We start from the raw sequence: 13,886 nt of genomic DNA, 5'->3' as shown, positions 1-13,886 counted from the left end.
GGGTGGAGGGGACCCGGCCCCTTCCATCAGGGCCGGGTCCGCGAGGTCAAGCCGGGGCGGTGAGGATGGTGCCGGCGCCGACCGTGAGGCCGCCCTCGCGGACGGCGAAGCCGAGGCCGGCCTCCAGCGCCACCGCCTTGCCCAGCCGCACCGTCACCTCCACGGTGTCACCCGGCCGGGCGTCCAGCCCGTCGGGCAGCGTCAGCTCCCCGGGCACGTCGGTCGTGCGCAGGTAGAACTGCGGCCGGTAACCCGACGCGATCGGCCTGCGCCGCCCGCCCTCCTCCGCGGTGAGGAGGTACACCCGTGCGGTGAACGACCCCAGGGCCTGCTGCGTGCCCGGCGCGGCGAGCACCATGCCGCGCCGCACCTGCTCGCGGCGCACCCCGCGCAGCAGCACGGCCGCGTTGTCGCCGGCCTCGCCGCGCTCCATCGTCTTGCCGAACGTCTCCACGCCTGTCACGACGGCGGAGAACCCGTCGCCGAACCCGACCGCCTCGACCGTGTCGCCGACCCGCACCGTGCCCCGCTCGATCGCCCCGGTGACGACCGTGCCGCGGCCGGTGACCGTCAGCACGTTCTCCACCGGCATGAGGAACGGCGCGTCCACGTACCGCACGGGCACGGGGATGTGCTCGTCCACCGCGCGCAGCAGCGCCTCGACCGACGCCGTCCAGACCGGGTCGCCCTCCAGCGCCCGCAGCCCGGACACCCGCACCATCGGGACGTCCCGGTAGCCGTGCTCGGACAGCAGCTCCTGCAGCTCCAGCTCGACCAGGTCGGTCAGCTCCGGGTCGGCGCCGTCGGCCTTGTTGACCGCCACGACCAGGTGCTCGACGCCGACCCGCTTGGCGAGCAGCACGTGCTCCCTGGTCTGCGGCATGATCCCGTCGTGCGCGGACACGACGAGGATCGCGCCGTCGAGCTGCGCCGCCCCCGTGATCATGTTCTTCACGTAGTCGGCGTGGCCCGGCATGTCCACGTGGGCGTAGTGCCGGGTGTCGGTCTCGTACTCGACGTGCGAGATGTTGATCGTGATCCCCCTGGAGGCCTCCTCCGGGGTCCGGTCGATCCGCTCGAACGGCGTGTACGTCGCCTGCCCGCGCGCGGCCAGCACCTTCGTGATGGCCGCGGTCAGCGTGGTCTTGCCGTGGTCGACATGGCCCATCGTGCCGATGTTGAGATGCGGCTTGTTGCGTACGTAGGCCTGCTTGGCCATGGTTCCTTCTCTCGAAGCCTGAAGAATGCGTGACCCGTCAGGGCCGTCAACCTCCCCCCGCCGGGTCACTTCAGGACTTACGGGAAGAGGTCAGCGCTCCAGGCCGTCGCAGGCACGCCCGAGCGCGCCCGGCAGTGCGGGCGTCGCGAGGTGGGCGTACCGGAACATGATGACCATAGTGCGGCGATCAGCGCCGCACGGCAACGGATTATTCCCTGGCGGCCTACGGGCGGCCGACGCTCATGTACGTGAAGCCGAGCGCCCGCATCGCGGCCGGGTCGAGCAGGTTGCGGCCGTCGAACAGCACCGGGCGGCGCATCACCGCGGCCGCGTGCGCCCAGTCGGCCTCCTTGAGCTGCGGCCACTCGGTGACCACGATCGCCGCGTCCGCGCCCTCGACCGCCAGCTCCGGCGTCTCGTGGCGGGTCGTGGACGACCACGGCTCGGCCGCGGGCGGCCTGGCCATCGGGTCCCAGCAGCGCACCTCGGCCCCCTCGGCCAGCAGCCGGGCCGCCAGCACCGTGCTTGGCGCCTCCCGCATGTCGTCGGTGCCCGGCTTGAACGTCAGCCCCAGCAGCGCCACCCGCATGCCCGTCAGCGTGCCGAGCGCGTCCTTGAGCGTCTGGATCGCCCGGCGCTTCTGCAGGTTGTTGACCTCGATCACGGCCGACAGCAGCTGCAGGTGGTAGCCGGTGTTGCTGGCCAGCTGCCGCAGCGCCTCGGAGTCCTTCGGGAAGCAGGAGCCGCCCCAGCCGATGCCCGGGCGCAGGAAGTGGGGGCCGAGCCGGTGGTCCAGGCCGACGGCCTTGGCGACCTCCTCGACGTCGGCGCCGGTCTTCTCGCACAGGGTCGCGATCTCGTTGATGAAGCTGATCTTCGTGGCGAGCAGCGCGTTGGAGGCCAGCTTGACCATCTCGGCCGACCGCACGTCCATCACCACGACGGGGCCGTCCACGCCGGCGTGCAGCTCCTCGATGAGGCGGGCGGTGGCGTCGTCCTCGGCGCCGATGACGACGCGGTCGGGGTGCAGGAAGTCGTCGACCGCCCGCCCCTCGGCGGTGAACTCGGGGTTGGCCGCGTACCCGACGTGGGCGAGCCCGGCCTCGTCGAGCGCGGCCCGCACCCGGGCGCCGGTGCCCACCGGCACGGTCGACTTCACCACCACGGCCCTCAGATGCGTCGCCCCCTCCAGCGACCGCACCACCGACCACAGCCGCGACAGGTCGGCGTCACCCGAGGCCGACGGCGGGGTGTCCACGCAGACGTACGCGATCTCGGCGCCGTCGAGCGTCTCCTCCAGATCCAGCGTGAACGTCAGGCGCTCCTTGTTGCGGGCGATCATGTCGCCGAGCCCGGGCTCGTAGATCGGCACCTCGCCGGACCGCAGGAGGGCGACCTTCTCCGGGTCGATGTCGCGGACCACTACCCGGTGGCCCAGCTCGGCGAAGCAGGCGCCGGTCACCAGACCGATGTAACCGGCACCGAACACGGCGACCCGCCTTTCCGGCGTGCGAACCATGCTGACCATCCATTTCTCGTGCGGGGGAAGACCCGGGCCACCCGCGCCCGGGAGGGGTTGACCGGCGAAGAATGCTTCACCATAACGCGCCCCCGGAGCCCTCACGCCGGTAGCCCTCGTCACCGCGGTCCGCGCGCGGTCACACCTTCCGTACGACGTACCAGGAGCGGCCGGCGAAGCCGGTGACCTGGCGGCCCTCCGCCATGAGGCCGCCGAGCACCTCGCGGACGGCCAGCCGCCACGCCTTGGCGAGGCCCGGGTCCGCACGGCGCAGGGATTCGACGTCGGCGGGCACCGCGACCAGCACGGTCTCGGCGTCCGCCGGCCCGCCCACCGGGCGTCCGCCCTCGTCGGCGAGCGCCACGGCCGCGTCCTGCGGCACCGGCGTCGCGTGGGGCTCCCGTCGCGCGAGGGCCTCGACGTGCGGCGCGGTCAGCGGCCAGACGGTCAGCAGGCGGTCGGACTCGTCGCCGCGGTTGATCGCGTCCTCCATGACGCCGTAGAAGCACGGCAGGTACTCCTGGGGCCGTGCGCCCAGCTTGGCCAGATTGAAGTGGGCGTTGCGGCGTACGAGAGGGTCGTAGGTCCAGGTGACGCGGTCGATGCCGCGCTCCAGGGCCCAGCGGCGCTGGTGCAGCTTCAGCTCCAGCCCGGCGCCGCCCGCGGTCACGCCGGTCACGTGGGAGTGCAGGACGCCGCCGGCCGCGAGCAGCCCGACCGAGGCGCCGACGAGGCGGTCGCCGTCGAACGCGCCGGCCACGTATCCGCCGATGTGCGACAGGACCCGCATCAGCTCCAGGGTGACGGGCGGCTCGGCGGGGCTGAAGTGCCAGATGTCGTCGAACAGCGCGTTCACCCGCTGGAACTCCGCCACCTCGCGCAGCTCCCTGACCTCGATCACGCTGCCACCGTACGCGACCGGCCGCCGCCTCCGGCCGCCGGGTTCAGGGTTCCCGGCTGTGGAGGACGAGACCGCAGCCGTGCGCGGCTCGAATCAGGACCGCGTGTCGTGCTGTTCGGGGAGCCCGGCCTCGTGGGCGAGGATGGCGGCCTGCACCCGGTTCTCGGTGCCGAGTCGTTCGAACAGGCCGCGCAGGTACTGCTTGACGGTTCCGTCGGTGAGGTGCAGCCGCCGGGCGATCTCGGCGTTCGAGGCGCCGGTGGCCAGTTCGGCGAGGACTTCGCGCTGGCGCGCGGTGAGGGTGTCGACAAGGGTCCGGGCCGAACGACCGCGGCGGATGCGGGCCGTCGCCTCCGCGCGTACCAGCCAGCGGGCGACCCGCGGGGAGAACGCCGCGTGGCCGGCGGCGATGGCCTTGACCGCGGTGATGAGTTCGCGGGGGCCGTCGGACTTCAACAGGAATCCCAGCGCGCCCAGGCTCACCGCCTCGGCGATGTAGCCCTCGTCGGTGAACGTCGTGAGCATCGCCACCGGCAAGAGGGGATGTTCGTGGCGCAGGTGTTCCAGCGTGCGCAGCCCGTCCAGGCCGGGCATGCGGATGTCGAGGAGCATGAGGTCGGCCCGGTGACGGCGGACGGCGTCGAGAGCGGCGTGCCCATCGCCTGCCTGGGCGACGACGGCGAGCGCCGGATCGGTTCGCAGGAGCGCCACGATTCCGGCGCGTACGAGATCATCGTCATCGGCGACGATGAGCCGTACCTCGTCCTGCACGGGCGGGAGCTCGGTCATGTGCGAGGACGGCTCCTCAAGGTGCGGAAATGATGTCGGCGGTGGCCACGGTTCCGTCGCCGAAGCATACGCGGTAGACGTCGTCGCGGGCGAAGAAGCTCAGCGAGGCTTCGTAGAAGCGGCACGTCTCGCCGGGCCGGGGCGCCGACACGTCGCGCGGCGCGTCCAGCATCTCCACCGACGGCAGGAGTTCCTCGGCCTCGGCCTGGTCCATGCCGATCCGAATCCGGGAGAACTCGCCCGGTGACAGCACGGAGAACGCGGTGACGTAGACGAAATAGGCGACCGCCAGGGTCACCGCCGCCCCGGAGAGCGCCACCGGGACCGTCCAGGCCAGCCGCCGGGTGCGGCGGGCACGTTCGGCCATGGCACGCTCCTGGAGGACGACCTGTTGCGTCCGGTTCGGCGCCGGCGACGGCGCCGCGTCGGCCGGCACCCAGGCGCGCAGGCTGAAACCCCGCTCGCTTTCGACGTCCAGCCGCCCTCCGAGGACCTCCAGCCGGTGGCGCAGGGATGCGAGCCCATGTCCCGACGACGGCGCGGGCGTCTCGGCGGTGCTCGCATGGGGCGCGTTCCGTACCGTCACGGTCGCGATGCCGTCATCGACGTCCGCCTCGACCGTGATCACCGATTCGGGGGCGTGCTTGGCGGCGTTCGTCAGCGCCTCGGTGACCACCCGTTCCACGGCGGCCCGGGCGTGTGCGCCCAGTCGCCCCTCCAGGCCCTCGGCCAGCGTCGCGGTGATCTGCAGGCCGGATCGGCGGGCACTCTCGACGATCTCGCCGAGCGGCTGGACCGCCGGCGCCCGGGCTGATCCGGCCCGCAGGAACTGGACGGTCTCGCCCAGCTCGGCGGCGGCGTCGGCGGCGTCGGCCCGGATCTCCTCGATCGTGTCCCTGATGGGGGCCGGTACGTCGGGGTCCAACGTCATCCGGCCGAGCCGGACGGCGATGAGCGTGAGCTGATGTCCGAGTCGGTCGTGGACCTCCCCGGCCATCGTGGCGCGCTCCTGGGCGACGGCGCTCTCGACGCGGGCCTCCTCCTCGGCGGCCACGGCACGGGCGAGTTCCCACCCCTGCCGCCGGTGCGCGGCCCGTTGCCGTACGACGGCGCCGATTCCCGCCGGCAATGCCGCGACGACGGCGATCCCCAGCGCTGCCACCGTGCCGAGGACGGCACCTTCCAAGGACTGATCCGCGCTCGCCGCACCGGCGATGGCCGCCGTCACGACGAGGACGGCCGGTGTGATCGCCGGCACGGACGCCGGACGTACCGCCCATACCAGACCGGCGCTCAGGGCCACGCCGGCCAGCACCGTCCATCCCGGACCACCCGAGGTGGTGACGCCCGCCGCGGTGCCGGCGACCGCGGCGAGTACGACGGGGAGCCAGAGCCTTCGGACGGTCTCATCCTGCATGCCCGTGACGCTAGCGGGCCGCCGGGCGCGGGCAGTAGTCACTTTGGTGAACCCCGGCGTCTCACCGAAGGGACTGATCGGGCCGCCGGTGCGGTTCCTAGCGTTACCGCCATGACCTCGGCTGTCACCGACCTGCTGAACCTCGCATCCGAGCACGGCCCTACCCTCGTTCTGATCATGTTCGCCGCCTCGTTCGCCGAGGCCGCCTTCGGGCTGGGGGCGTTCGTGCCCGGCGAGACGATCGTGGCCGCCGGCGCCTTCGCGCTGAGCGGTCAGGGGCTTGTCCTGGGCGCCTGGCCGGCCGTGGCTTTGGGCGCCTTCCTCGGCGACCACGCCGGATACCTCCTCGGACGCCGCTTCGGTCCGGCCCTGGCCCGCAGCGCCCCGGTCCGCAAAGCCGGAGAGGACCGTTGGAACCGGGTGACCGGCCTGGTCCGTGAGCGCGGGCTGTGGGTGCTCGTGGTCGCGCGGCTCGTGCCCGGCATCCGTACCCTTGTCGCCGCGGCCGCGGGGGTCGCCGGGGTCGGCTACGGCAGGTTCGCCCTCGCCGACGCCGCCGGGGCGATCCTGTGGTCGTCGTTGTGGGTGTTCGGCGGCGTGGCCATGGGACGGTCACTGGTCTCCACCGCGTCCAGCGTGGCGGTGCCCGTCTTCATCGGCATCGTGGCCGTGGCCGGAGCGGTGGCCGTGATACGGCGCCGTCTCAGCGGTTCGTGACGGGGCCGGCGTCGGGCTAGCGTTCGAGCACGTGCAGGGTGTGCGGGCTGGAGCCGAGCACGACCGGACCGGCGGCGGTGCACGCCACGACGTCGGCCACCCGGGCGCCGAACAGGTCGGGCACGTAGATCGCCGGCTCCAGGCAGAACGTCATGCCGGCGGCCAGCACGGTGTCCTCGCCGGGCCGCGGCCCCTCGTCGTGCCCGAGGCCGATGCCCCGGCCCACGTGCGCCGCGGCGAAGCGGCCGTACCCGCTGCCGTCGACCACCTCGGCGACGGCCCTCGCGACCTCCGTCACCGGGACGGCGGGCCGCAGCGCCGACAGACCGGCGGCGTGCGCGGCGGGCACCACCGAGTACATCGCCTCGAAGTCCTCCGGCGGCTCGGCGACCGCGAACACGCGCGCGACCTCGGCGCAGTAGCCGTCCCACCGGCCGCACAACGACACCGTCAGAGCGTCGCCGGGGTTGATCACCCGTTCGCCGGGGACGTGCGCGGGCACGGCCGTGTGCTCGCCGGCGGCGACCCGCACCGCCAGCACCTCCTCGCAGCCCGACTCGGCCATCAGCACGCGCAGCCGGCGGGCCATCGCGCGTTCGGTCGCCCCGAACCAGGCCAGCTCCCGCGCCTGCCGGAGCACCGCCTCGGCGGCGGCGACCGCCCGCCCGATGGCCGCGATCTCGTACGGCTCCTTGCGCAGCCGCAGCGGGGCCAGCACGGACGAGGCGGGCACGAAGTCGGCCTCGATCGCCAGCCCGAACAGCTCCCGCACCCGCATCTCCGGGTCCACACCGACCCGCCGCGCCCCCTCGGGCACCAGCGCGGCCGGATCTCCGGTCTCCGCCACCACGTCCGCGGTGACGACGAGGTACGCGCCCCCACGCCCGCCCAGGAACCGGTAGTCGGGAGAGGGCCGCAACACGAGCGCGTCGACCCCGGCCCGCGCCATCCCCTCCCGGACGGTTACCACCCGCCCCACGGGCTTGTCTCCTTCCAGGAAGGAAGGGAGCGGGAGACAAGCGGCCGGGGCCTCGGGGCTCTCCTCGGGTGAGGGTGCCGGGTGGTCCTGCGTCAGGGGTTCTCTCCTTCGGGGGAACGCGGGGGAACGAGGGTCACCTCTGGTCGTGGAGCCAGCAGGCGACCGGGCCGAAGTCCGGGTCCTTCTCGCGGCACATGTCCATCACGAGCGGGCAGCGCGGATGGAACCGGCACCCGCCGGGCGGGTTCGCCGGATCCGGCACGTCACCGGGCAGCTCGGCGGGCAGCACACCGAGGCCGTCCGGCTTGGGGACGGCCCGCAACAGTGCGCGGGTGTACGGGTGGCGCGGGTCCGCCCACACCTCCGCCGTGTCGCCGACCTCGACGATCCGGCCCAGGTACATCACCGCGATCCGGTCGGCGATCAGCCGGACCACCGACAGGTCGTGGCTGATGAACAGCAGCCCCGCCCCGGACTCCACGGCCAGGTCCCGCATCAGCCGGGCCACCTGCGACTGCGCGGAGGCGTCCAGCGCGGAGATCGGCTCGTCGCCGATGAGCAGCCGCGGCCGGGCCGCCAGCGCCCGCGCGATGGCGATGCGCTGCCGCTGCCCGCCCGAGAACTCGTGCGGGTGCCGCCCCGCGAACTCGCGCGGCAGCCCGACGCGTTCCAGCAGGTCGGCGGGGGCGGTGGCGGTGTCGCGCACGGTACGCAGCCCGTCGGCGATCTGGTCGCCCACCCGCCGCCGGGGGTTCAGCGACGCGTACGGATCCTGGAACACCATCTGGATGCCGGTCAGCCGCCTGCGCCGCAGCCCGAGCGGCGTGACCGGCTCCCCGTCGAACGTGATCGAGCCCTCGGTGATCGGGTCCAGCCCGCAGACGGCCCGGGCCAGCGTCGACTTGCCGCACCCCGACTCGCCCACCAGGCCGACGACCTCGCCGGGCCCGACCGTCAGGCTGGCCCCGGCCACCGCCCGCACGACGGGACGGCCGGGGGAGCGGTGCTCGACGACCAGGTCGTCGATGCTCAGCAGGGTCATCGCAGCTCCGCATCCGGTAGGGAGTCCAGCAGGGACCGGGTGTAGGCGTGCGCCGGCTCGCGCAGCACCTGGCCGCGCGGCCCCGACTCCACGACCAGTCCGTCCTTCATCACGCTCACCTCGTCGGCGACCGCCGACATGACGCCGAGGTCGTGCGTCACCAGCAGCACCGCCAGTCCCAGCTCGTCGCAGAGCCCGCGCAGCAGCCGCAGCACGCCCGCCTGCACGGTCACGTCCAGCGCGGTCGTCGGCTCGTCGGCGATCAGCACCTTCGGCGAGCAGGCCAGCGCGATGGCGATCGCGACGCGCTGCCGCATCCCGCCGGAGAACTGGTGCGGGAACCGCCCGTACGCCTCCTCCGGGCCCGGGATGCGGACCTTGCCGAGCAGTTCGACCGCCCGCGCCTTCGCCTCGGCCCTGCCCAGTCTCAGGTGGTGCCGCATGTGCTCGGTGAGCTGTTTGCCGATCGTCAGCATCGGGTGCAGGCTCGTCGCCGGGTCCTGGAAGACCATGGCGACCTCGCCGCCGCGCACCCGGTTCAGCTCCTTGGGCGGCAGGGTCAGCAGGTCCCGCTCGCCGAGCCGGATCGAGCCCGACACCCGCGCGCCGTGCGGCAGCAGCCCGAGCACCGCGAGGCCGGTCATCGTCTTGCCCGACCCGCTCTCCCCGGCCAGCCCGTGCACGCGCCCGGCCGCCAGCCGCAGGTCGACGCCGCCGAGGATCTCCTTGCCGCCGATCGACACCTTCAGCCCGCTGATGTCCAGCGTCACAGCGCACGCTCCTTGATCGCGCGGGCGGTACGCGGGTCCAGCGCGTCGCGCAGCGTGTCGCCCAGGAAGTTGAACGCCAGCACCACGGTCAGGATCGCCAGGCCCGGGAACGTCGCCACCCACCAGCTGTCGAACACCTCCACGCCCGAGGCCACCATCGCCCCCCACTCCGGGGACGGCGGCTTGGCGCCCAGGCCCAGGAACGACAGGCCCGACAGCAGCAGCAACGCGGTGCCGATGTCCAGGGTGGCCAGCACCAGGACGGGGCCGGTCACGTTCGGCAGCACGTCCACCCGCAGCGAGCGCCACGCCGAGAAGCCCAGCAGCCGCCCGCTCAGCACGAACTCCCGCTCCCGCACCCCGAGCACCAGTCCCCGCGTCACCCGCGCGTAGGAGGGCCAGGCGACGACCAGCACGGCCAGCACCGCGTTCGCCAGGCTCGGGCCGAGCGCCGCGGCCACCACCATGGCCAGGATCACGGTCGGGAACGCGAACACCAGATCCGCCACCCGCATGATCGTCTCGTCGGCCCAGCGGCCGAAGTAGCCCGCGCACGCGCCCAGCAGCCCGCCGATCAGCACCGACAGAGCCACCAGCAGCAGCGTCAGCGGGATCGACACGCGCGCCCCGTACATGACCCGGCTGAGGATGTCGCGGCCGAGCTGGTCGGTGCCGAACCAGTGGTCCGGCCCCGGTGGCGCCAGGCGGGGCAGGTCCTGGGCGAGCGGGTCGTGCGGCGCCAGCACGGGCGCGGCCAGCGCGATCACCAGCCAGGCCACGGCCAGCACCGCGCCCACGACGGCCAGCGGCTGCCGCCACGCCTCGGGCAGCCGCCGCAGCAGCCCCTTGCGGGCCAGGGGGTCTCGCCGTCTCAATGGAGCCTCACTCGGGGGTCGATGACGCCGTACAGGACGTCCACGACCAGGTTGATGACGAGGTAGACGACGCCGACCACCAGGCCGACGCCCATGACGGCGGGCAGGTCGAGGGTGGTGGCGCTCTTGTACGCGTACTGGCCGATGCCGGGCCAGGCGAAGATGGCCTCGACCAGCACGGTGCCGGACAGCAGGCTGCCGAACGCCAGACCCGCCACCGTGATGATCGGCACCAGCGCCGAGCGCAGGACGTAACGGAAGAGGACCACCCGGCCGGGCAGGCCCTTGGCACGGGCGGCGCGCACGTAGTCCTGCCCCAGCACCTCCAGCACCGCCGAGCGGGTGAAGCGGGTGAGCAGGCCGATCGTGTACAGCGCCAGCACCAGCGCCGGCGTCACCAGGTGGGCGACGGCGGAGGAGAAGATGTCCCAGCGGCCGGCCAGCAGCGCGTCCACCGTCTGCATCCCGGTCACCGCCGGGGCCAGGCCGAGCGCCGCGTCCACCCGCCCGCTGCCCGGGGTGAGCTGCAGCCGGTAGAAGAACAGGTAGAACGCCATCAGCGCCAGCCAGAACGTCGGCACCGAGATGCCGATCAGGCTCAGCACCCGCAGCGCGTGGTCGGAGAGCCGGTCACGGCGCAGCGCCGCCACGACGCCGAACGCCACGCCCAGCACGAGCGAGACCAGGATCGCCGCGCCCGCCAGCTCCAGCGTCGCCGGGACGAACTCCGCCAGGTCCTGGCTGACCGGGCGGTGGCTCTGCTGGCTCGTGCCGAGGTCGCCCTGGAGCAGGCCCTGCAGATGGAGCAGGTACTGGCGCCACAGCGGCTGGTCGAGGCCGTGCTCGGCGCGCCACTGGGCGACGATGGCCGGGTCGCCCAGCGCCCGCTGGCCGAGGTTCGCGGCCACCGGGTCGCCGGGCACGAGGTTCGTCAGCACGAACGTCACCAGCGTGATGCCCCACGCCATCAGCACGGCGAGCAGCACCCGCCGGACGAGGAACCGCGCCAGCGGATGCGCCCCCCGCCTGCGGATCTTCCGCGTGGCGAGCGGGCCCGCGCCGCCGGACGGCGGGGGTTCTTTCCGCGTGGAGGACGGGCCCGCGCCGCCGGACGGCGGCGGGCCCGTGGTGTCGGACACCTGCCGCTCCTACTTCACGCCGAGGTCGGCGATGTCGACCGTCCACACCGGGTGGTACTCCAGCCCGGTCACCGAGGCCGCCGTCACGATGTTCTGGCTCGGCTGCAGCAGCGGGATGAACGGCCCCTCGGCGTTCAGCTTGTTCTGCACGTCCGCGTACGCGGCCGCACGGTTCTCGTCGCCGATCGCCGCCGCGGCCTTCTCGCCGGCCTCCTCGAGCTCCTTGTTCGAGCCCTCCTTCCAGCCGGCCCGCAGGCCCACCGTCTTGCCGGGCAGGAAGACCAGGTAGTCACTGGGGTCGGGGTAGTCCGGACCCCAGTACCACAGCCCCATCTCCTCCTTGCCGTTGCGGTAGTTGTCCAGGGCCGTGGTGACGGGCGCGGGCTGGAGGTCCACCGTGATGCCGACCTCCTTGAGGTTGGCCTGGATGCGCTCGGCCAGCGGCTGGAACGACAGGCCGTTCACGGTCAGCTCGCTCGGGTACTCCAGCTTGACCGTCGGGTTGCTCAGCCCGCTCTCGGCCAGCGCCGCCTTGGCGCCCTCCAGGTCGCGCGCGGGCGCCTGGCCGGCGGGCAGCGCGCCGAGGATCTGCGACGGGATGACGCCCGGCGCCAGGGTCGAGCCCTCACCGGCCAGCTCCAGCAGCCCCGCGTAGTCGACGCCCTTGCGCACGGCCTCGACGAACTTGGCGTTCGGCGTGGTCTCGCTGATCGCGGAGTCCTGGTTGGCCAGCAGGAAGATGACGTTCGCCGAGGCGGTCTTCTTCACCTGCAGCGTCGCCGGCATGCCGGCGACCTGGTCGCCCGACAGGTTGAGCGCGATCTGGCTGTCGCCGCGTGAGACGTTCAGCTTCTGCGTGGCGGCCTCGACGTTGCGGATGACGACCCGCTCGTAGGCGGGCTTGGGGCCGTGGTACTTGGGGTTCGCCTTGAGGGTGACCTGGCTGCTGACGTTGAACGACTCGATCTGGTACGGCCCCGACCCTGCCGAGGAGGAGTTCAGGTACTGCTCGGCCTTGTCCTGCGGGTCCGTGGTCGCGCCGTGCTGCTGGGCCAGCTTGCTGTTGATGATGCCGAGCGCCGGGTTCGGCAGGATGAACGGCAGCGCCGGGTTGGGCGCCTGCGACGTCAGGGTGATCGTCGACTCGTCCGTCTTGGCCACCTCGACGCCGTCCAGGAGGAACGACGGCGTGCCCTTCATGTCGCGTACGCGCGTGAGCGAGAACACCACGTCGTCGGCCGTCACCGGGGCGCCGTCGGCGAACGTGGCGCCCTGCTTCAGCTTGAGCGTCAGCGTCTTCCCGTCCTCGGACAGCTCGTACGACTCGGCCAGCGCCGGCATCGGCTTCGTCACGTCCGCTCCGTCGAACGTCAGCAGCGTCTCGTAGACCGCCTTGCCGACGATGAGCCCCGTCGGCTCGTACGTGCGGCCCGGGTCGGCCGTCTTGAGGTCGAAGGAGGTGTCGATGACGAGGGTCTTGCTCCCGGAGGCGGCCGGGGCCTGGGGAGTGCCGCCGCTTCCGCAGGCGGCGAGGGCGAGTGCACCGGCGAGCAGCACAGCCGCCGTCTGCGAGCGGGTCGCCATGAGGGTCCTCCAAATTGGACGTTCGGCAGAAAGATGTCCAGGATTGTCGGGCAGATCGTCCAGGCACCGTGCGGTCACCGAGACGTATATCGAGCGCGATGAGGTAATGATGAGTGAAATTTCCAGAAATGGGAGTGGCGGCGGCGGTCAGGCTGGACGGATCGGCATCGGTCTCGAACTGGACGACGTCCACATGAAGATCCTGGAGGTTCTGCGCGAGAACGGCAGGATCTCGGTCGCGGCGCTGGCCGAGCGGGTGGGCATCTCCCGCGCCAACGCCTACACGCGCTTCGAGGCGCTGCGCGCCGACGGCGCCATCAAGCGCTTCACCGCCGAGATCGACCACGTGCGGGCGGGGCTGGGCATCACCGCACTGATCTTCGTCACCGTGCGCCAGCAGATGTGGAAGCAGTTCCGCGCGGAGCTGGCCAGGATGCCCGAGGTCGAGTACTGCGCGATCACCACCGGGCAGCACGACGCGATGATCCAGGTCCGGGTGGCCGACGTGGCCGCCGTGCACACCATGGTCACCGACCGGCTGGCCAACATCCCGGCGGTCAAGGCCACGGAGACCGTCTTCATCCTGGACGAGGTGCTCAAACGGCCGTACGTGCTGCCGAGCGACCGCGACCCCGCCCACCGCCCCGCGCGACGTACCGCCCAGGAGACGCAGGGCGACGTACCCCTCGGCAAGATGCGCTTCGTGGGCGCCGCCGAAGGCCGCAACGCCCTCCGCAAAGACGACTGACCCTGACCCGTGGTCACGGGCCCTGCCTCTTCGGGCGGGGTCGGTGGGCCGGGCTCGGGCCGGCGGGCGGGCGGAAGTTCCGTTGGTCCGGGTCCCTTCGGGCCGCACTTCTGGGCTCACGCCCGCCGCACCGTCGTCGCGTCCTCTCCCTTTCAGCCCATGGGGAACGCGCCGACCACGCCCGCCC

13 protein-coding genes are annotated in these 13,886 nt (G+C 72.7%); 2 read left to right on the top strand and 11 right to left on the bottom strand.

Annotated features, from left to right (window positions below):
* Positions 1 to 46 precede the first annotated feature (46 nt).
* From tuf to E1286_RS40315, 5 genes are all read right to left on the bottom strand, one after another.
* On the bottom strand, positions 47 to 1,219 hold the full coding sequence (gene tuf / locus E1286_RS40335; protein WP_132621500.1) for an elongation factor Tu: 1,173 nt from the start codon (positions 1,217 to 1,219) through the stop codon (positions 47 to 49).
* 223 nt (positions 1,220 to 1,442) lie between these two features.
* On the bottom strand, positions 1,443 to 2,738 hold the full coding sequence (locus tag E1286_RS40330) for a UDP-glucose dehydrogenase family protein (protein ID WP_132621498.1): 1,296 nt from the start codon (positions 2,736 to 2,738) through the stop codon (positions 1,443 to 1,445).
* A gap of 139 nt (positions 2,739 to 2,877) precedes the next feature.
* Positions 2,878 to 3,639, bottom strand: a complete 762-nt coding sequence (locus tag E1286_RS40325) for a GNAT family N-acetyltransferase (RefSeq protein WP_132621496.1) — start codon at positions 3,637 to 3,639, stop codon at positions 2,878 to 2,880.
* A 93-nt stretch (positions 3,640 to 3,732) separates the two neighbouring features.
* A complete protein-coding gene (locus E1286_RS40320; RefSeq protein WP_132621494.1) occupies positions 3,733 to 4,428 on the bottom strand; it encodes a response regulator in 696 nt (231 codons plus the stop codon).
* 16 nt (positions 4,429 to 4,444) lie between these two features.
* Entirely contained in the window at positions 4,445 to 5,845 is a 1,401-nt protein-coding gene (locus E1286_RS40315; RefSeq protein ID WP_132621492.1) for a sensor histidine kinase, read from the bottom strand.
* 111 nt (positions 5,846 to 5,956) lie between these two features.
* On the opposite strand from E1286_RS40315, the gene E1286_RS48485 reads away from it, so the two are divergent.
* Positions 5,957 to 6,562, top strand: coding sequence for a DedA family protein (locus E1286_RS48485; RefSeq protein ID WP_165970135.1), 606 nt, complete (start codon positions 5,957 to 5,959; stop codon positions 6,560 to 6,562).
* Positions 6,563 to 6,578: 16 nt separating this feature from the next.
* Here E1286_RS48485 and E1286_RS40305 read toward each other — a convergent pair whose 3' ends face one another.
* From E1286_RS40305 to E1286_RS40280, 6 genes are all read right to left on the bottom strand, one after another.
* Positions 6,579 to 7,541: a M24 family metallopeptidase gene (locus E1286_RS40305; protein WP_246075575.1), complete on the bottom strand. Its 963-nt coding sequence runs from the start codon at positions 7,539 to 7,541 to the stop codon at positions 6,579 to 6,581.
* Positions 7,542 to 7,674: 133 nt separating this feature from the next.
* Positions 7,675 to 8,583 carry an ABC transporter ATP-binding protein gene (locus tag E1286_RS40300; protein WP_132621490.1) on the bottom strand — a complete coding sequence of 303 codons (909 nt, stop codon included), beginning with the start codon at positions 8,581 to 8,583 and terminating at the stop codon, positions 7,675 to 7,677.
* Complete coding sequence (locus tag E1286_RS40295; RefSeq protein ID WP_132621488.1) at positions 8,580 to 9,353, bottom strand: ABC transporter ATP-binding protein; 774 nt, start codon at positions 9,351 to 9,353, stop codon at positions 8,580 to 8,582. The genes E1286_RS40300 and E1286_RS40295 overlap by 4 nt, the downstream gene beginning before the upstream one ends.
* Complete coding sequence (locus tag E1286_RS40290) at positions 9,350 to 10,228, bottom strand: ABC transporter permease (protein ID WP_246075574.1); 879 nt, start codon at positions 10,226 to 10,228, stop codon at positions 9,350 to 9,352. The genes E1286_RS40295 and E1286_RS40290 overlap by 4 nt, the downstream gene beginning before the upstream one ends.
* On the bottom strand, positions 10,225 to 11,367 hold the full coding sequence (locus E1286_RS51555) for an ABC transporter permease (protein ID WP_281282837.1): 1,143 nt from the start codon (positions 11,365 to 11,367) through the stop codon (positions 10,225 to 10,227). The genes E1286_RS40290 and E1286_RS51555 overlap by 4 nt, the downstream gene beginning before the upstream one ends.
* A 9-nt stretch (positions 11,368 to 11,376) precedes the next feature.
* Positions 11,377 to 12,951: an ABC transporter substrate-binding protein gene (locus E1286_RS40280; protein WP_132621486.1), complete on the bottom strand. Its 1,575-nt coding sequence runs from the start codon at positions 12,949 to 12,951 to the stop codon at positions 11,377 to 11,379.
* 106 nt (positions 12,952 to 13,057) lie between these two features.
* Between E1286_RS40280 and E1286_RS40275 the strand changes: the two genes are divergently transcribed.
* The gene (locus E1286_RS40275; protein ID WP_342776315.1) at positions 13,058 to 13,699 is read left to right on the top strand and encodes an Lrp/AsnC family transcriptional regulator; all 642 of its coding nucleotides are present in this window, start codon (positions 13,058 to 13,060) and stop codon (positions 13,697 to 13,699) included.
* Positions 13,700 to 13,886: the final 187 nt, after the last annotated feature.

The sequence above is a fragment of the Nonomuraea terrae genome (genome assembly GCF_004348995.1).
Classification (GTDB): Bacteria; Actinomycetota; Actinomycetes; order Streptosporangiales; family Streptosporangiaceae; genus Nonomuraea; species Nonomuraea terrae.
This window is presented reverse-complemented; position numbering and strand designations above follow the sequence as displayed.